The organism is Sulfitobacter sp. NFXS29, from assembly GCF_040148765.1.
Taxonomy (GTDB): Bacteria; Pseudomonadota; Alphaproteobacteria; order Rhodobacterales; family Rhodobacteraceae; genus Sulfitobacter.
The window spans coordinates 1-17,147 of the sequence record NZ_JAGDED010000012.1; the positions used below are offsets into that span (position 1 = coordinate 1).

The following is a 17,147-nucleotide window of genomic DNA, read 5'->3' on the forward strand; positions in this document are numbered from 1 at the left end:
GATGACTTCAATCGCGAAGGACTGGCTATTGAGGTCGACTTCTCGCTGCCTGCTGAACGTGTCGTGCGTGCGCTGAACCAGATCATTGAGTGGCGCGGAAAGCCCCAAGCTATTCGTGTGGACAACGTCCTATGGGCGGAATAACTGGCTGATTTGGCATCAGGTCATTGTCGTATCGAGGGGCCTCGACACGTTGAGAAAATGCCTCAGTTCGGCTTCTTGGTCAACGACAGTCTCTCCCATAACAAACACAGAGTACGCTTTTGCGGCTCTCACCGTCCTTAAGACGAGATCATCGGGTCGCTAACACAGAAGGCCTGAACATTATCTACGAGGTCAGATGACTGCCTCCACGGCCCTTACAGAGAAAGGTCCTTCTGTGATCGATCACCCCTCAAAGAAAGGGCGATAGGGCTCGCCATGTTTGATGATCCCATGAACAGTACGGGCCATCTTGGCGGCGATAGCGGTATACGCCTTGCGGCGCAAATGTGTGTTTTGACGGTCCTTGGCGATGTAACGCTCAAACTTGTCCCGGAAGCTATTGGTGCGCTGCAGGATAGCGACTTGGCCGGCCAGCCACAGGGTGCGGCGCAAGCGGGCATTCCCGTATTTTGACAACTTGGTTTGGCCACGGAATGTGCCCGACTGGATGGTTGCCAAGTCCATACCACAGAATTTTAAGAACTGCCGGTGGTGTCCAAAGCGGCGCAAGTCGCCAGCTTCTGCGAGGATGGTCAGGGCGTTGATCGGGCCGATCCCGGGTATTGATGTCAGCAACTGATAGTCAGGCAGATCTTTGAGAAGCGCGACGGCACGAGCTTCGATTTGATTGCGTTGCGCAATGAGACTGCGACCTTCTCCAAGAACCAAGCGGAACATAGTGATAGCATCAGAATCTGGGGCAACCGGCAATCCCACAGAAGACTTGGCGGTCTCGTAAATATCTGCAATTAAACGCTCTTTCGCAACCTTGCGCCCCACAACATCCCAAGCGTCAGTGGTGAATGCGTCCATGCCCATGGCGGTGATAATGTGCGGCGATGGATAGCGTTCAAGGAATGCAAAGAACCAATCACTGCGCGAGCTGCGATGAAAGCGGTCAGCTTCGGGAAAGTACAACGGCAAATAATGTGTCAGCACGCGGTGCCAAAGCTCGGTCTTTGACTTCGAAACGATATCATGGGTTTTGGACAGCTCTTGAATGTCGTTCGTACCCTGCACCAGTGGGTCATGGTAAAACTGCTCGTTCCCGATCTCCATCATATGCAGGATGACTTGGGCGTCCTTCGGGTCATTCTTGTCCCAGCTGTTGTTGAGTGCTTCCCGCGTACGCGCCAAAGCAACCGACGACACTAGCTTTACCTCAAAGCCTGCGGTTGCCAGATGGTACGCCAAGACCCGGTGATAATTACCGGTCGCCTCAAAGGCTACACGAACTGGGCGTCCGTATTCCTTCAACGCGGTGACGAGGCGATTAAAGTCGGCAAGGCTGTTCAAGACGGTTAAACGGCGTCGGCGTTTCTTATCTGGAACAGCAATCAAAACTTCATGCCGCGCTTTGGCAATGTCGATGGCAACCAAAACAGGTGCATCTTGTGCAATAGTCAACTCGGTCATAGTCGGTCTCCTTTACAGTGTGGTTTGTGCAAAACCACTGTAGGGACCTGAGGCACGGCTATGACCACCTGCTGCGCTAATTGAGGGCTGCGCAGGTGGCCAAAGCCTATCAATCAGCGTCATTCCGAAGGTGTTACGGCCCAGAATACGTCAGCGGGAAGCTCATGGAATGGGCTGAGAAACGCAATGTGCGGCTCGAATATATCCAGCCCGGTAAGCCCAAACAGAATGCCTATATCGAGCGCTACAACCGCACCGTTCGTGGCGAATGGCTGGGGCAATACATCTTCGAAACCATTGAGGAGGCACAAGACCAAGCAACACAATGGCTCTGGACTTCTGTGGTTGCCGCCCGTGATGCAAGAAGTTTTTTTCCCTTTGGACAAGTGATCGATTGCGGTCTTCTGTCAGGCCTTGATGTGCGGCGCTTTCAGGAGCCGCGGGCCGGTATGGTGATCTGCGGATCAGGTCCAAATCTTACAAACGAGCTTTAGTGGCTCGAAGTCCGTAGCTGGTTTTCCCGATCCTGATCTGTTCGATCATTGCGCCCATTCGGGTCGTCGCCTTCTCACACTCCCTTCACCGGGTCAGGTCGCTGCGGCACATGTTAATCGTGCTGCCACGGCCGGCGCCGGATCCCTAAAGTCCTCATTCTTCGTCAGCATGGCCCAGATTTCGCGCGCCATCTTATTGGCCAGCGCGATTGCCACCAACATGCGTGGTTTCCTTGCCAACATCCGCGCCAGCCAGGATCCCTCGGCGATCGTCTTGCGCCCCATCCAGTTCAGTCGCGACATCGCCCCAATGATTAGCAGACGACGAATATCGGTTTGTCCGGCCTTGGATACACGCCCTAATCGCTCCTTGCCGCCGGAGGAATGCTGCCGGGGGACAAGTCCAAGCCAGGCGGCGAAGTCTCGCCCCCGTTTGAAGCTTTGCATCGCGGGCGCGAATGCCTCTACCGCCAGTGCGGTCAGCGGACCGACACCCGGCATCGTTTGTAACCGCCGGGCAGTGTCAGCAGTCGTAGCCATTTCTTTTGCTGTATTAGTTTTGGCGTCAATCCGGATCGTTTGCTCTGCAATCTGCTTGACAAGATCCCCGCATTCATCGCGAACCAACGCGGGTAAGTCGCAGTTTGGGTCCTCCAGAACTACATCGAACCGCTTGATATTTCCGATTCCCTTTGGGACGGCGTGGCCAAACTCATAGAGTACCGCACGCAGAGCATTCACCAATTCAGCGCGCTGGTGAACTAAACGCTCCCAGGCCCGAAACAGTACTGCTCTTGCTTGCTGCTCTTGCGACTTTGGCTCGACAAAGCGCATCTCGGGGCGCTGCGCGGCAATCACAATCGCCTCGGCATCGGCGGCGTCATTCTTCTGACGTTTCACAAAAGGTAGCACGTATTGCGGTGCGATTAGCTTCACGTCATGGCCAAGCCTGATCATCTCACGCGTCCAGTAGTGAGCGCTGCCGCAGGCCTCCATCACCACCACCGAAGGCGGCTGGTCTGCCATAAACTTTCGAAACTGCGGTCGCGTCAGTTTCTTGCGATATTTCAGCTGGCCCGTCATTGACGCACCGTGGAGTTGAAACACGGACTTTGCCAAATCCACCCCAATCATTGTATCGTTCATATCGCCGTCCTCTCCGCTTTGTGGCTCTTTCAGGACCGCATCCTGGCACATTGCGATGCCGTCAGGGGAGGGCGGCAACCACCCCATCTTACAACAACGAGCGACCCAACATGGGCATCGGCGGCATGACACCCGCAATGAAACTGAAAACAGCCGCGTGAATTCTACGGCTGGACCCCATTAAAAATGGGGGGACTACCGGTGGACAGGCTCGCGCATGGTAGGCACGGGCTTTCGAGCTTGATAGAGAGTCCCCAATTGTGACGATTGACTTCAAAGGGAGCCATTTCCCGAAAAGCGTGATCTTGTATGCTGTATTTTTCTATGTCCGCTACGGTGTCTCCTATCGGGATCTTGAGGAGATTATGGTCGAACGCGGCGTTAAGATCGACCATTCCACGCTGAACCGCTGGGTGGTTAAATTCTCACCGCTGATCGCTGCAAATGCGCAGGCCAGAAAGAAGCAGACAGCCGCCTCTTGGCGGATGGATGAAGCTTATATCAAAGTTCGTGGAAAGTGGACCTACCTGTATCGCGCGGTTGATCGTGAGGGGCAAACCCTTGATTTCATGCTATCAGAGCGCCGTGATACCGCTGCTGCGCGCAGGTTCTTCAAGCGCACCGTTGGCACAAACGGTGTCCCGGACCGTATTGCCATCGATAAGAGCGGTGCCAATTTGGCTGGCCTGCAAAGTCTAAATGTCATCCTCAAATTCACCGGTGTCGGTCGGATCATCGGTATCGTTCAATCCAAATATCTCCACAACATTGTTGAGCAAGACCACCGTTTCATTAAGCGGATCACCCGACCAATGCTCGGGTTCAAAGCGTTCCATTCGGCTGCGGCAACGCTAGCCGGGATCGAAGCGGCGCATATGATCCGCAAGGGTCAGCTTGCTCAAAAAGGCAGTCCGGCATTCAAGCAGTTTGCTGATCTAGCAGCATAGGTGCGTCCAGCGAAGGCCGTTCTTCAACCAAATGGAAACTTTGCGACAGAGCCCCCGAGAGTCCGTACATATCTACACACAACAATAGCTGCGGTTGGGCGTGGGGCAGTTCAACCCGCTTGCTTACTCGCGACTCTTCAGCAGAAAGCTATTGCGTATTCGATGAAAAAATAGGCGGGCGGCATCAAAAGTGACCGCTGAGCCTAACTGCCCGCGGGAAGTGAAACTCTTATCGCTCGATTGATTGCTGCAGTACAGTATTGTGGGGCATCACGGAAGCGAGCCTCCGCCAATCCATCGCAGCTTGTCTCTCGCGCAGTGGCACAGCGCCAAACTGGAACATACGAGTGAACTGACATGGATTTATCAGCGCAAATGCTGATCTTCGCCACTGTGGTCGAGCGAGGGAGCATTTCCGCGGCGGCGCGGTCTATGGGCCAAACCCCATCCGCAGTCAGCAAGCAGATCAGCCTTCTGGAGGATCACGCGCACTTTCGTCTGCTCAACCGCACGCGGACCGGCGTTTTGCCGACCCCGGAAGGCCAGGAATTCTATCTCAAATGTCAGGCGATGGCGGAGAAGTTCAAGGACGCTGAAGCCCATATATCTAACCTTGATGATGTGCCGCGCGGCAAATTACGGATCGCGTCGACGGTGGCTTTTGGCAAATCTCAGTTGATCCCGGCCTTGCCTGTGTTCCTTGCAAGGAACACAGAGGTTGAGGTATCGCTTGAACTGACGGATCGCGAGATTGATCTGCAAACAGAGGGTTTCGACGCGGCGGTAAGTTTTGCCGAGCAGCACAAGAACCCCGATGTTGTCGTGCGCCGGATAATGCATAGCCACCGCGTGCTCTGCGCCGCGCCGCGCTACATCGAGCGGCGCGGGACACCAACCAGCTTCGCCGGCCTGTCGGAGCACAACTGCCTAAAGATCGCCGGGAATAGCCTTCGGAACGCATGGAGCGATGTCGAGGCGGGTAAGGCGCGGCCGTTCGACGCGGATGGGGATTTCGAAGGCAACAGTACAGATGTGATCTTTCACGCCGCCCTTGCTGGCATCGGTATCGCGCGGCTGCCAAGCTATCTTGTGGACGCGAAACTGCAGTCGGGTGAGTTGTTTCGGGTCCTGCCGGAATATGCGCCTGCCAGCACCGATATCGTCGTGCTGTTTGTGGGGCGGCGAAATCTCCCTCCGAAAACGCGGGCCTTCATTAATTTCTTGGTGGCGGAGTTTCGCCCCGATGCAGCGCCCCCAGTTCAGAAGGCGGCGGGGCACTCATGACCAAGACCCTAAGCATCGTTGTTGTTGAAGAGAATCAAACAACTGAGACGGCCTGCGGCTTAGTTCAGCCTTTCTCACAGAAATCGCACTCAGCCCACCGGATGCCGTCGCGCCCCGGATCGCAAAGGCAAAGTGCCGTCATCGACGCCTTCAATCCTGACCGACGCGTCGATTTTGGTTCGTGGCATGATCGAGATGTCATGGATGCGCCAGTGCAGGTCCAGCAGCTTTGCCTCCGCCGCCTCGATCCTTTCCGCAGTACAGCCGTTCTCATGGGCCACGACGTAGATCGTGCCGGTCAGAAAGCGCCCTTCTTCACGCAGGCGTAGGCGGCTTTCGCGCACCCACGGCAGCGCTCCAAAGGTCTTTTGAACCTCTCCGATCAGGGGATCGAACTCTTTGTCTTCGATCGTGCGGGGCATCTCATCGCTGAGGTCGCGGATCGCCGCGCCGGTATGCTTGAAGCCGTCGTGAAGCACGTCCAACGCGATCACGATAGCCGCGACAGCATCGGCCCACCACCAGCCCATCCCGATCCCGAGGATGCCCACGATCCAGGCAAGCCCCGTCATCCAGTCCGCCTTGTTCATCATGGCGTCCGCGTAGAGCGTCTTGTCATGCAACATCTTGGCGGACTTCATTTTTAGATGGCCGAAAATGACCGGCATCACGACGCTATAGGCCAGCGCCGCGATCATCACCCAGCCGAACCAGATGGTGGCACCAAAGAGTTCGACGCTGCCGATGGTAGGGTGCTCTTGTTTGATCAAGGCAATGGAGGAATCGACAATGAGAAATATCCCTACGCCGCCAAGGGCCACCGCACTGATCAGATACGCGATTGAGGTGATACGGATATACCCCAGCGGAAAGCGGCGGTTCGGTTTCCACCCCTCGATCCACGGTCCCACGAGAAAGGCGAGGGGCGGTACAAAGCTGAGCAGGTCTTCGATCCATGCGGTTTTGATCGCTTGGCTGCTGCCCACCGCAAAATAAATCGCGGCCACGATGGAGGTCAAGACGGCGAGCCAGATGGCCTCCAGCCAACGGGCACGGTGGAGCGCCTTCTTTTGCGCGTCGGGCATGGTGCGGATGGAACGGGTCATGGTGTATAGGCGCGCAAGCGCGCCCCGATGGTGCCGGCCTCGCGCCGAAGGAAGCCTTCGATTTCCATCAACCAAGCGTTTTCGCCCTGCTGCACGGCGATGACACGCTTCGCCCGCTGTAGTGTGATTTCAGTCGCTGTGAGGCCCTTCAACTCAAGCTGCCAATGCGGGAGGGCGGCGAGGTTTAGATCCTCGGCCCACTCATCCCCAGGAATGCCGCCTTCTTCCTCAACGAGTGCCGCAAGGGGAAGGTGGGGCGGTACGAAAACCTGCTGATCTTCTATGTCATCGGGCAGAGCGCCTTGCGCTCGGTTGCCGACGACGAAGGATTCCTCACAATAGGCATAGCTGGGTGCGGCACCCTTCACCGGGGTCACGTCCTTGCGGGCAAAGCCCCCGATGGCAAGGTCGATGTCCCCCTTTTCCAACCCCTCCAGCGCCGCGAATGCGCCGAGAGGCTTCCACTCAATGGCGACCCTGCGGCGGACCGCTGTCCGCGAAGATGACCCATGGCGGGTTTTCCGACACGGCCACAGTCATTTTCTGTTCGGAGAGGACAGCTTTAAGGGTTTCCCCCACATCCCGCGGAAACCGTAGATCGTCGCAGGCGGAAAGCAGGCTCAGGGCGGCGAGAAGTGTTGAGGTTATAAAATCGCTGGGAATTTCTACGCCTTCACCACCCTGTGGCGTAGCTTTGCGAGGCGTCATTACATTATTCCTTTGGGCCGGACCGCAAAGGAACAACCGGCGGTTATGCGAAAGGTTCCAGTGACCGGCGGCATACCTCCCCGCCCGGTCGGTCGATTTCCGCCGCCGCATCGCTATCAGGCAGCTTCTTCGGAACACCTGCCGCGACCCTCGCGTTCAAGTTGAAACACTCGGTCTGCCAATGTTCAGCAACAGGAGGTTTCTTGATGATATACCGTTCTTCCGATCAACGCACCGCCGCCGAAAGCGCCCGCGATGCCCTGACAGAAAGGCAAAGCTCGCTTTTCTGGGGGCTTGGCGTCGGCGCGCTTGCGGGGGCTTCTGCCTATGCGCTTTATGCCGCGCGGGGGGATCGTGATGGGCTGAGCCATCGGCCTGCGGATTCCGCGCCCGGCCGTAGCGCGAAACAGGCGCGGTTCGGAGATTACGCCATCGTGGGTCGCACGGTGACAATCGACCGACCGCGACATGAGCTTTACCGCCATTGGCGCGACTTCATGAAGCTCTCGGAATTCATGGAGAACGTGAAGGCAGTCGAGCCGATCGACGCCGCCAAGGATCAGTTCCACTGGGTGATCGCGGGCCCCGCGGGTGCGGACCTGCGGGTCGAGACCGAGGTGGTCAGCGACAAACCGGGGGAGGAGATCGCATGGCGCGCACTTGATAGCTCGCAGATTGATACCGAGGGCAAAGTCTCTTTCCGCGACGCGCCGGGCAACCGGGGCACCGAGGTGGAGGCGATCATCGCCTATCACCCTCCTGCCGGGGAACTCGGCCGCTGGATCGCCAAGCTGTTTCAAGCCGAACCGGCCCTTCAGGGACGGCGGGATTTGAAGCGGTTCAAAATGCTGATGGAGACGGGCGAAATTGCCACCTCCGTCAATCGCAAATCGGACAAGTGAGGAGAGAGACATGCGCGCATTGACATGGCAAGGCAAACACGACGTTCGGGTCGATACGGTCCCGGATCCGGAAATCGTTAACCCCCGCGACGCCATCATCGAGGTCACTTCGACCGCGATCTGTGGTTCTGACCTGCACCTCTACGATGGCGTGATCCCCGGCGTTATGGCGGGCGATATTCTGGGTCATGAGTTCATGGGCCGGGTGGTCGAGACCGGACCCAAGAGTACTCTCAAGAAGGACCAGCGGGTCGTGGTGCCTTTCACAATCTCCTGCGGCTCCTGCTTTCACTGCAAAAAGACCCAGTATTCAGCCTGCGACAACTCCAACCCGGCGGACAAACAGGATTTGACTGAAAAGCAGTTCGGCCATGCGGTCGGCGGGCTGTTCGGTTATTCCCATCTGACCGGCGGCTATCCAGGCGGGCAAGCGGAATATGTCCGTGTGCCATTCTCCGATGTGGGCCCGATCGTCATCCCCGAAGGCTTCAACGATGACGACGTGCTGTTCCTGTCGGATATTCTGCCGACTGGTTGGATGGCCGCTGAGAACGCCGACATCGAAGAAGGCGACACCGTCGCCGTTTGGGGCTGCGGGCCGGTGGGGCTCTTCGCCATACAAAGCGCGCTGAAGATGGGCGCGGCACAGGTCATCGCGATCGACCATTACCCGAACCGTCTGAACCTCGCGCGGCAGATGGGGGCCAAGGTTATCGACTATACCCAGACCCATGTGCTCGAAGCGCTGATGGAGATGTCAGGCGGCCACGGCCCCGATGCGGTGATCGATGCCGTCGGCATGGAAAGCCACGGTTTCGCGCCCGACACGATGATGGACAACGTCAAACAAGCGGTCGGCGTTGGTGCCGATGGGGGCCATGTGCTGCGCGAAGCGATCATGGCCTGCCGCAAGGGCGGTCGCGTCTCTGTTCCGGGCGTTTACGGCGGTTTCCTCGACAAGTTCCCGTTGGGCGCGATGATGGAGAAAGGTCTGCAAATCCGCACTGGCCAGACCCATGTGCAGCGCTACACCAAAGAGTTATTGCACCGCATCGTCGAGGGCGAGATCGATACCCGCTTTATGATCAGCCACCGCCTGCCGCTGGAGCAAGCCGCGAAGGGCTATCACAACTTCCGCTTCGATCAGAATGACTGGACCAAAGTGGTCTTGAAACCCGGAATGCAGACCGCGGCATAAGTAAAAACCCGAAAGGAGAGTGACATGCCAAACGAGCCAAATCACGCCAAGGAAAAACGCCCGCCCCATCGTGAGCGCCACAATGCGCAGGATGACCACGAGGGTGCGGCGCACAGCCCCGAGGAGTTCGATCCGAAGAACCCTCAGAAGGTGGTGAAGAAAGAGAAATGAACCGGAAAGCAGCGCGAGCCATTCGCGCTGCTTTCTCGTAGCGCGCGGCATTTGTTCGGCGCGATTACTGCGACGATACCACAGCGGGGGCGGATTAGACCCCCTTCGACGAAACCACATTGGAGAAGGGCAGAAAAGGATGCCAAGACAGTTTCATAAAACAATATCAATCATTTGCCTGATGGCCCCCGGCGGGGTCTTTGCCCAAACGGCAGAGCAAACCACCACGGCACCGCGTGAGATGGACCAGAATACCTCGGCTTCGGAATGGAGCGTCGAGGTTGGCATCTCTCCGAAATTCTACTACCGTCTCAACGAAGGCCCGGGGGCTGCCGAAAGCGCGGAAATCGAAGCATTCGCGGAAATCGCCTATGGTCCGACCTACTTCCACGCCCTTGCCCTGTCGCTCGACGATCCGCGGGATGATGCCCAGGTCGAGCTGACGCTCGGCCACCGCGGCGATCTGACGGAAAAGTTGGCCTATGATGCCTATTACACCCGCTTTCTGCGCGATGAGACCGGCGACGTGCGCGGTGAATTGCATGGCAGGTTCGATTACAGCGTCAGCGAGCCGTGGCGGGCCACCGTCGATCTTGGGGTCGAACCGGAGCGGGGCGATTGGGTCTACAAGCTTGAAGCCGGATACACATTCAACAACCGGATCGACGCCTATGCCTTTGTCGAGCAGGACGATATCCTCGATTACACAGGCTATGAAATTGGCGCGAATTACGACCTCGACGAGGGCAACGCGCCTCTCGATGCCTCCCTGCTTAGCTATGTAAACCACACCGAAGGCGGCGAGACGATCTTCGCCGTCGAGATGACACTGTCGCGGTTTCTGTTGGGCGACTGATGGGGAGTTGAGCGAGAGGAGTGAAGCCCATGTCATCTGATAAAAGCTTGGTTCTGCTCGGCGGGGCGCATGTGCATCTGTCCGACCATCTGACGCATATCGAAAAGCGTGGCTGGCGTGTTTCGCAGGTCTTCGATCGGGAACCTGCGCGCGAAGAAGCTCTCTGCGCGCAGCTTGATGCAGACCGTGTTCAGTTGTCTGACCTTGCCGCTCTAAATGTCCAAGGCGTGATCATTTGCAGCGAAACGGCGTTTCATGAGGAAGACATCACCGCCGCGCTGACCGTCGGTCTGCCGGTCTTTGTCGAAAAGCCCATAGCGGGCAGCGCCGAAGCGGCCCGCCGCTGCGCTTCCTTGGCGACAGAGAAGGGGGTGATTTTGGCGACGGGGTATTTCTTGCGCAGGTCCGAAGCGCTGAACCATCTGCGCGACCGTATCAACGACGGCGCATTGGGTAAGGTGATTGAGGCGCGCGGCCGTTTTTCCCATGACGGCGGCTATGCGGATTGGCTTGATCTCGACTGTTGGATGACCGACCCGGAACTTGCCTGCTATGGTGGCTTTGTCGATGAGGCGGTGCATGTCATTGATTTGTTGCAGTGGCTTGTCGGCCCGATCAACTCGGGGCAAGCGATCACGGGCAATGCGCTCGGCTGGCCCGTTGATGATCACGGCGCGGCTGTGATTGATTTCGCGGCGCAGCCCGCCACCGGCGTGGTCGATGCGGGTTGGACCGACAGTGAGATGCGGCTTGAACTGGATATCGTGTGTGAGGCTGGTTGGGCGCGCCTGCGGTCGGGCGTGCTGGAACTCGGCCTGCGCGGCCAAGAGCAGCCGGTTGAGACCACCCAGCTCCCGCCGCTTGATGCGGGCGAGGGGGTGGAGCCGTTCTTGGATGCCTTGGAAGGCAAAGACGCGAGAGGTCTCGTGCCGCCGCAAGAGGCCGGGCGGGTCAACATTCTGCTCGATCAAATGAAGCTCAGGCGCGGCTGATAGCAATTTTTCCGCCCCCGTTGGAACAATGCCTTGCGGCAAGCGTTGCTCCCCTAATTGGTCAGAAAATTTACCTGAAATAGGAGCGGTCTTTATGTCCCACCCCTCCAACGTCCGGCCCCCCTCACGGCGCGATCTTTTGAAAATGATTGGTCTGGCCGCTGGTTCCTCCACCATGTTGCATGCCATGTCCTCACTCGGACATGCCCGACAAAGCCCTTACAAAGGCCCGATTGAGCTTTCCGGCGCGCCGCAGGGCCGCAAAGTGGTCGTGCTGGGCGCGGGTCTCGCCGGCATGTGCGCCGCGCTGGAATTGCGCAACGCGGGCTACGAAGTCAGCATCCTTGAGTATCAAAAACGCGCCGGCGGCCGTTGTTGGACCCTCAAGGGCGGCGATGAATTCGAAGAATTGGGCGGCTATAAGCAGAAGGTCGAATTCTCCAAAGGGCAATACATCAACATCGGCCCCTGGCGCATTCCGCATCACCATCTGGCGCTGTTGGACTATTGTCACCGGTTGAACGTGCCGCTGGAAGTTTTCGTTCAGGAAAATCAGAACGCCTATCTCCATTCGCAAACAGCATTCGACGGAACGCCAATTCGCTATGGCCATGCTTGGGCGGACTATGTGGGTCAGATCACGGAATTGCTGGCCAAATCGGTGGATAAAGGGCGGCTCGATAGCGCGCTGACCAAAGAAGATACCGAAATCCTTTTGGAATCCCTGAAATCCTTTGGCATCCTGAACAATGACTACAGCTATGAGGCCAGCCTCGATACCGCCGAATACCGCGGTTATCCCGACAATGGCGCGCCGGGCGGGGGGCTTTATAACGCCGTGCCCGAACCGTCCGAGCCGATTGCGTTGGAAGACCTGCTGAAATCCCGCTTTTGGGAAAAGATGCGCAACCACACGACTTACCGCCACCACGCACCGATGTTTCAGCCCGTCGGCGGGATGGAGGAAATCGCCCATGCCTTCGGCCGCGAGGTGGAGGATACGATCTCCTACAACGCCAAGGTCGACCGCATCAAACAGACCGAGAGCGGCGTCGAGGTCGAATATTCCAGCGCCGATGGCGAAGGCGAGGGCGGTGTGGAAACGGCGGATTACTGTATCTGCACCATCCCCTTCACGGTGCTCAGCCAGCTTGATGTCGACGTCTCTGCCGATATGCGCCGCGTCATGCGGGCATTGCATTACCATGAGGCGGTGAAAGCCGGACTTGAGATGAAGCGCCGCTTTTGGGAGCGTGACGAGCAAATCTATGGCGGCATCACCCTCACCGACCTGCCGATCGCCGAGATCAGCTATCCGTCGGCTGAGATGCATTCAAACGGGCCGGGGGTGCTGCTGGGCTGCTATGCCTATGGCCCCCATGCCTATGCCTTTAACTCGATGTCGCCCGAGGAGCGGTTGGAAACCGTGCTGGAACAAGGCGCGCGAATTCACCCGCAGTATCGGGATGAGTTCAGTAGCGGTGTTGTGCTGAGCTGGCACCGGGTGCCGTGGATGCTGGGCTGCTATTCCGATTGGGACGACCGGGGCCGCGATTATGAGATCGCGGCAACGATGGACAACCGTCTGGTCTGCGCTGGCGAACATATCAGCTATCTGCCGGGCTGGCAGGAAGGCTCGCTCTTGTCGGCGCTGGATGCGGTGCGGCAGGTCCATGACCGCGCGGTGAAGGAGGGTTGAACCATGCGTTATCTGATCTTTCCCCTGCTTATAACGCTCGCCACGCCGAGCTTTGCGCAGGAGGAGAACTCACAGGTCGATGCCGGGCGGCGTGAGCTAGGCTCCACCACCGAAAAATTCACCGATAGCGGCGGGTCTGTGCTTTACCGGCGCGCCTGTTCGGGCTGTCATGGGCCGGAAGGCGAGGGCGCCTATGGTGCTGGAAAATACCCCTCCTTGGCCGCCAACCCGCGGCTCGGGCACAAACGTTATCCGGTGAACCTGATCCTCGAAGGCAATGGCGCTATGCCGTCCTTCGCCGATTGGCTGGATGATGAACAAGTCGCTGCCATCGTGTCCTACATCCAGACCAACTTGGGCAACGATTACGAGGGCGATGTCACCGCCGAAGAGGTCAAGCGCATGCGGGCCGAGTTCGCCGATCTGAAGGAGGGGTAGACCATGCGAATTTCCATTTTTGTTCCCTTTGCCACCTTCATCGCCTGCGCCGCTGCTGCGCAGTCTCCGCCACCGCTATTCGATGATGTGGATGACGGCGGCGTGGAACGCGCCCCGGACACCGCATTGGGCCGCACTGTTGCGTCGGGTGGCGCGCAGCAGGGCGGTGTCGGTATGAAATGCATAGCCTGCCACGGGCTTGACGACGCAGGCGCTGGTTTGGGCGAAATGCCCGGACTGGCAGGGCTGCCTGCCGACTATATCGAAGCGCAGCTTCAGGCTTTCATGGCGGGCGAACGGTTCTCGCCGATCATGGTGCCCATCGCCACACAGCTTAGCGAAGAGGAGCGTTTGGCGGTCGCGGATTACTACGCCTCCGTTTCCCCGAAACTGTCCAAGTTCGACCACGGTGCGCCTGCGGAGGTGGTGCAGCAAGGCGGCGCGCTTGCGGCCTCGGGCAACGATAGCGTTCCGGCGTGCAATCAGTGCCACGGTGGCAGCGATACAAGCGGCGCGGCGATCCCGCGTTTGGCGGGGCAGTCGGCGCAATACATCGCAGACCAACTAGTGGCCTGGCAAAACGGCGACCGGGCGAACGGACCGCTCAACGTCATGGAAGACATCGCCAAATCGCTGAGCGAAGAGGAAATCCGCGCGGTCGCCCTCTACTACCAGCAGACGCCGCCTGATGCGCAGTAGACCTGCACCCCCACGGATACAGATGGCCCCAAGCTGATGGCTATTCGCCCGGCCTCTTTCTTCCGGTCGGGATCGTCGACCGTGATGACCGTCGCGCGGCCCCGTGTGATCGCGCTGACCCTTGGCAAACACGCGCCGATCTTCGGCGCGCTGTGCCTGCCGCCCGGGGCTTGGGCCTTGGCAGAAGGGGACTTCGTGCTGGCACTGGTCCTGTTCGCCCCGGTGGCCCTGTCGGGCGCGGTGCATTTCGCGGTGCGCTCTCATCCCTTGCCCGAAGACTTGCGGGGGATGGAAGCAATGATGACCGTGGCCTTGGTTTTCCTCATCGCCGCGCTTTTGACCACGCCCGCTTTCGTCGCCCTCGGCATGCCGCCCATCGATGCGTTTTTCGAGGCGGTGAGCGGCATCACCACCACTGGGCTGACCGTGGCGCAAGAGGCGGAAAGCTGGCCTTTCGCGGGCCATATCCTGCGCGGTTGGATTCAATGGTGCGGCGGCTTGGTGATCGCCACGGCGGTGCTTGCTCTGCTCCTGCCGCGCGGCCGACCGGCGCGGCGTTTGGGGCGGGTCGATATCCAACAGGGTGATCGCATTTCCTCAACCCGAGAGCAGGCGCGGCAGCTTCTGACCGTCTACAGCACGCTGACGGTAGTGATGGCGCTGCTGACCATGTTGGTGATCCCGGATTGGCGCGAGGCATTGGTGCTGACCCTCGCCGCCATCTCGACCGCCGGTTTCTCGCCGCGCGCCGACAGTCTGGCGAGCTATTCGCCGCTGGGGCAGGGCATGGTCATCCTATCCTGCATATTGGGGGCGATATCGCTGTTGGTCTTTGTTTTTGTCGGACAAGGACGGCACCGCGAGGCGTGGCAACTCGGGTCGGCGCAGCGTGTGCTGGTGGCAATTGCCCTCGCTTTGATCGTCTATCTCGCCGTAGTGCTCACGACATCGCAAGACCGCGACCTGACCCTCTACGCCCATGCGCTGAACCTGATTTCGGGGCTGACGACGGCAGGCTTTTCCACGGGGCCGGTCTATGACGCCGGTCCCGCCCTGCTGATCTTGCTGCTGGCGATGCTCTGGGGCGGCGATGCCGGATCGACGGCGGGCGGGCTGAAGCTCAGCCGAATGCATGTTTGTATCGGCGCGGTGGTCCATGCGGTGCAGCATGTGCGGCTGACTGAACATGCCATCGCCCCCCTGCGCCACGCTGGCCGGCCCGTGTCGACCGAAGCGGTCGTGTCTCTCTTGGCCCTCGTGCTAATCTATTTCAGCTTTGCGGGCTTGTTGTGGTTTCATTTCGTAGCCCATGGCTACCCTCCGTTGCCCGCCTTGTTCGACACGATTTCTGCCCTCTCGACCGTAGGCCTTTCGACGGGCGCGGTCGGGGCGGACCTGCCTGCGGATCTGAAACTGTCCGTCGCCTTCGCCATGTGGCTGGGACGGCTAGAATTCATTGCAGTGCTGGCACTTTTGTTGCCACGCAGTTGGACCCGCCCAAGTTAGGAGATTACCCATGCGTATCGTCATCATCGGCGCGTCAAGCTTTGGCCTCGCCATCGCTGAGGAGTTGATCGAAACCGACCGCGAGGTCGTGTTGATCGACAAGTCGCGCGAGCTGTTGGAGCAGGCGGCAGAGCGGATCGACTGCGGCATGATAGAGGGCGACGGCAGCAACCCCGACGTGCTGCGCGAAGCCTTTCGCGACGAAGATGACGTTTGCATCGCCGTGACCAATGCCTCCGAGATCAACATCCTCGCAGCGCTCATTGGCCGGTCTATCGGCTATGGCCGCGTGATCCCGCAGATTACGTCGAACGCGCTGCTGCGGGTTTGTTGCGAGCTTGGGCTGGATGACGTGATCAACCCGCATGCGAAGGTGGCAGAGGACATCGTCGACATGCTGACAGGCGATGACGATGCGATGAAGGAGCCACTGCTACACGACGATCTGTTGCTGACCCGCGTGACCGTACCTGACCGCTTGGCCGGGGACCGGCTGGACCTGCCGGGCCAAGGCCGCCTTGTGGCGCTGATCCGCGACGGGGAAGAGCAGTTGCCCGGGCCGGATGTCACCCTGCAAGAGGGCGACGTGCTGATCGTGGTGCTGCCGCGGGAGATGCAGGAAGACCTAGCCAAAGCCTTCCCGACAGACTAACCCGCTTAGCCCGCGCCTTGCGCCAGCGTGTCCTGCCGCAACAGATGCCGGACCTGAAGCGCCACCAACACCATGAAAAGCCCGCCGCCCGCGACCCACATCAGCGCGCCCGCGAGTTGTTGGTCGGCCAAGGCGGAGAGCCCGTAGGGCAGAGCGGTCAGCTCGTGCCAGCCATGCCACGCGGTGGGGGCGAGGGTGAGGGTGACGGCAAAAGCTGTTAACTGTGCCGCGGTGAAGACCGCTGGCACCGCCGCCTGCGCTCCGGCGCCCCGGAAACCCATGAATAGCGCAATCGCGCAGCCTGTCAGCGACAGATGCATCGCCCAATAGACGAGGTCAGACTGCAAGGTCGCCGCATAGGGCGTCGGGCTGTGCCATCCCCAAAAGAGCAGAGCAAAAAGCAGGGCGAGGGGCCAGAGCGGCAGCCGCATCTTCGGCAATGCCGCCGCGATCAGCGGTGCGGCGATAAGGGTGAGCAGGATATGCTGCCCGACGCGCGCCGAGAACAGCGCCATCGAGGCCGCGCAAAGCGGAGAGATGAACAGGACCGCGACCAGCGCCGCGCCCGTCACCGCTTGGCCTCGCCGCTCTGCCCGCGCCCAAAGCAGGGCCGCGAAAGCCACCAGCCCGACCAGCAAAAAAGGGTCGAGGGTCCAGCGGGTGAACAGCTCACCGGGGAGGGGCGGTGTGCCGCAGAAAGGGGTATAGGGGTCCTGTTGCATGAGGGGT

18 protein-coding genes and 2 pseudogenes are annotated in these 17,147 nt (G+C 59.3%); 14 read left to right on the top strand and 6 right to left on the bottom strand.

All coding sequences use genetic code 11. The features are described from left to right. Positions 1-126: pseudogene (locus J3456_RS16620) on the top strand (IS3 family transposase); the annotation flags it as partial. A gap of 261 nt (positions 127-387) precedes the next feature. Here the strand turns inward: J3456_RS16620 and J3456_RS16625 are convergent. Next, the gene (locus J3456_RS16625; protein WP_349581262.1) at positions 388-1,620 is read right to left on the bottom strand and encodes an IS110 family RNA-guided transposase; all 1,233 of its coding nucleotides are present in this window, start codon (positions 1,618-1,620) and stop codon (positions 388-390) included. A 137-nt stretch (positions 1,621-1,757) separates the two neighbouring features. Between J3456_RS16625 and J3456_RS16630 the strand changes: the two are divergent. Further along, positions 1,758-1,958: pseudogene (locus J3456_RS16630) on the top strand (integrase core domain-containing protein); the annotation flags it as partial. Positions 1,959-2,207: 249 nt separating this feature from the next. On the opposite strand, the gene J3456_RS16635 reads toward J3456_RS16630, so the two are convergent. Continuing rightward, the gene (locus J3456_RS16635) at positions 2,208-3,260 is read right to left on the bottom strand and encodes an IS110 family RNA-guided transposase (RefSeq protein ID WP_349581263.1); all 1,053 of its coding nucleotides are present in this window, start codon (positions 3,258-3,260) and stop codon (positions 2,208-2,210) included. Between the two features lie 260 nt (positions 3,261-3,520). On the opposite strand from J3456_RS16635, the gene J3456_RS16640 reads away from it, so the two are divergent. Next, a complete protein-coding gene (locus tag J3456_RS16640; protein WP_349581264.1) occupies positions 3,521-4,207 on the top strand; it encodes an IS6 family transposase in 687 nt (228 codons plus the stop codon). A 357-nt stretch (positions 4,208-4,564) separates the two neighbouring features. Then, a complete protein-coding gene (locus tag J3456_RS16645; protein WP_349581266.1) occupies positions 4,565-5,491 on the top strand; it encodes a LysR family transcriptional regulator in 927 nt (308 codons plus the stop codon). A gap of 89 nt (positions 5,492-5,580) precedes the next feature. Here the strand turns inward: J3456_RS16645 and J3456_RS16650 are convergent, their stop codons facing one another. Genes J3456_RS16650 through J3456_RS16660 form a run of 3 tightly spaced genes read right to left on the bottom strand, consistent with a single transcriptional unit; the run spans position 5,581 to position 7,305 of the window. Then, positions 5,581-6,597 (bottom strand): cation efflux transmembrane domain-containing protein, encoded by a 1,017-nt coding sequence (locus J3456_RS16650; protein ID WP_349581267.1) that lies wholly within the window; start codon positions 6,595-6,597, stop codon positions 5,581-5,583. Continuing rightward, complete coding sequence (locus tag J3456_RS16655; protein ID WP_349581268.1) at positions 6,594-7,025, bottom strand: hypothetical protein; 432 nt, start codon at positions 7,023-7,025, stop codon at positions 6,594-6,596. The genes J3456_RS16650 and J3456_RS16655 overlap by 4 nt, the downstream gene beginning before the upstream one ends. A gap of 37 nt (positions 7,026-7,062) precedes the next feature. Next, entirely contained in the window at positions 7,063-7,305 is a 243-nt protein-coding gene (locus tag J3456_RS16660) for a hypothetical protein (RefSeq protein ID WP_349581270.1), read from the bottom strand. Between the two features lie 206 nt (positions 7,306-7,511). Here J3456_RS16660 and J3456_RS16665 point away from each other — a divergent pair, with 206 nt between their 5' ends. The 10 genes from J3456_RS16665 (at position 7,512) to J3456_RS16710 (ending at position 16,418) form a co-directional block, all read left to right on the top strand. Beyond that, the gene (locus J3456_RS16665) at positions 7,512-8,207 is read left to right on the top strand and encodes an SRPBCC family protein (RefSeq protein WP_349581272.1); all 696 of its coding nucleotides are present in this window, start codon (positions 7,512-7,514) and stop codon (positions 8,205-8,207) included. 10 nt (positions 8,208-8,217) lie between these two features. Beyond that, entirely contained in the window at positions 8,218-9,405 is a 1,188-nt protein-coding gene (locus J3456_RS16670) for a zinc-dependent alcohol dehydrogenase (RefSeq protein WP_349581273.1), read from the top strand. Positions 9,406-9,429: 24 nt separating this feature from the next. After that, the gene (locus J3456_RS16675) at positions 9,430-9,576 is read left to right on the top strand and encodes a hypothetical protein (RefSeq protein WP_349581274.1); all 147 of its coding nucleotides are present in this window, start codon (positions 9,430-9,432) and stop codon (positions 9,574-9,576) included. A 139-nt stretch (positions 9,577-9,715) separates the two neighbouring features. After that, positions 9,716-10,432, top strand: coding sequence for a hypothetical protein (locus J3456_RS16680; protein ID WP_349581275.1), 717 nt, complete (start codon positions 9,716-9,718; stop codon positions 10,430-10,432). 29 nt (positions 10,433-10,461) lie between these two features. Further along, a complete protein-coding gene (locus J3456_RS16685) occupies positions 10,462-11,424 on the top strand; it encodes a Gfo/Idh/MocA family protein (RefSeq protein ID WP_349581278.1) in 963 nt (320 codons plus the stop codon). Positions 11,425-11,518: 94 nt separating this feature from the next. Next, the gene (locus tag J3456_RS16690; RefSeq protein WP_349581279.1) at positions 11,519-13,123 is read left to right on the top strand and encodes a flavin monoamine oxidase family protein; all 1,605 of its coding nucleotides are present in this window, start codon (positions 11,519-11,521) and stop codon (positions 13,121-13,123) included. Positions 13,124-13,126: 3 nt separating this feature from the next. After that, entirely contained in the window at positions 13,127-13,561 is a 435-nt protein-coding gene (locus tag J3456_RS16695; RefSeq protein WP_349581281.1) for a c-type cytochrome, read from the top strand. A gap of 3 nt (positions 13,562-13,564) precedes the next feature. Further along, complete coding sequence (locus J3456_RS16700) at positions 13,565-14,260, top strand: c-type cytochrome (RefSeq protein WP_349581283.1); 696 nt, start codon at positions 13,565-13,567, stop codon at positions 14,258-14,260. A gap of 36 nt (positions 14,261-14,296) precedes the next feature. After that, positions 14,297-15,766, top strand: coding sequence for a TrkH family potassium uptake protein (locus J3456_RS16705; protein WP_349581284.1), 1,470 nt, complete (start codon positions 14,297-14,299; stop codon positions 15,764-15,766). Between the two features lie 10 nt (positions 15,767-15,776). Then, positions 15,777-16,418 carry a potassium channel family protein gene (locus J3456_RS16710; RefSeq protein ID WP_349581285.1) on the top strand — a complete coding sequence of 214 codons (642 nt, stop codon included), beginning with the start codon at positions 15,777-15,779 and terminating at the stop codon, positions 16,416-16,418. A gap of 5 nt (positions 16,419-16,423) precedes the next feature. On the opposite strand, the gene J3456_RS16715 is transcribed toward J3456_RS16710, so the two are convergent. Then, on the bottom strand, positions 16,424-17,140 hold the full coding sequence (locus tag J3456_RS16715) for a cytochrome c oxidase assembly protein (protein ID WP_349581286.1): 717 nt from the start codon (positions 17,138-17,140) through the stop codon (positions 16,424-16,426). Positions 17,141-17,147 lie beyond the last annotated feature (7 nt).

Bases quoted from the DNA above. Each gene is read 5' to 3' on its own strand.
- J3456_RS16625 (WP_349581262.1), bottom strand. From the start codon at position 1,620: ATGACCGAGTTGACTATTGCACAAGATGCACCTGTTTTGGTTGCCATC.
- J3456_RS16635 (WP_349581263.1), bottom strand. From the start codon at position 3,260: ATGAACGATACAATGATTGGGGTGGATTTGGCAAAGTCCGTGTTTCAA.
- J3456_RS16645 (WP_349581266.1), top strand. From the start codon at position 4,565: ATGGATTTATCAGCGCAAATGCTGATCTTCGCCACTGTGGTCGAGCGA.
- J3456_RS16650 (WP_349581267.1), bottom strand. From the start codon at position 6,597: ATGACCCGTTCCATCCGCACCATGCCCGACGCGCAAAAGAAGGCGCTC.
- J3456_RS16660 (WP_349581270.1), bottom strand. From the start codon at position 7,305: ATGACGCCTCGCAAAGCTACGCCACAGGGTGGTGAAGGCGTAGAAATT.
- J3456_RS16665 (WP_349581272.1), top strand. From the start codon at position 7,512: ATGATATACCGTTCTTCCGATCAACGCACCGCCGCCGAAAGCGCCCGC.
- J3456_RS16670 (WP_349581273.1), top strand. From the start codon at position 8,218: ATGCGCGCATTGACATGGCAAGGCAAACACGACGTTCGGGTCGATACG.
- J3456_RS16675 (WP_349581274.1), top strand. From the start codon at position 9,430: ATGCCAAACGAGCCAAATCACGCCAAGGAAAAACGCCCGCCCCATCGT.
- J3456_RS16680 (WP_349581275.1), top strand. From the start codon at position 9,716: ATGCCAAGACAGTTTCATAAAACAATATCAATCATTTGCCTGATGGCC.
- J3456_RS16685 (WP_349581278.1), top strand. From the start codon at position 10,462: ATGTCATCTGATAAAAGCTTGGTTCTGCTCGGCGGGGCGCATGTGCAT.
- J3456_RS16690 (WP_349581279.1), top strand. From the start codon at position 11,519: ATGTCCCACCCCTCCAACGTCCGGCCCCCCTCACGGCGCGATCTTTTG.
- J3456_RS16695 (WP_349581281.1), top strand. From the start codon at position 13,127: ATGCGTTATCTGATCTTTCCCCTGCTTATAACGCTCGCCACGCCGAGC.
- J3456_RS16700 (WP_349581283.1), top strand. From the start codon at position 13,565: ATGCGAATTTCCATTTTTGTTCCCTTTGCCACCTTCATCGCCTGCGCC.
- J3456_RS16705 (WP_349581284.1), top strand. From the start codon at position 14,297: ATGGCTATTCGCCCGGCCTCTTTCTTCCGGTCGGGATCGTCGACCGTG.
- J3456_RS16710 (WP_349581285.1), top strand. From the start codon at position 15,777: ATGCGTATCGTCATCATCGGCGCGTCAAGCTTTGGCCTCGCCATCGCT.
- J3456_RS16715 (WP_349581286.1), bottom strand. From the start codon at position 17,140: ATGCAACAGGACCCCTATACCCCTTTCTGCGGCACACCGCCCCTCCCC.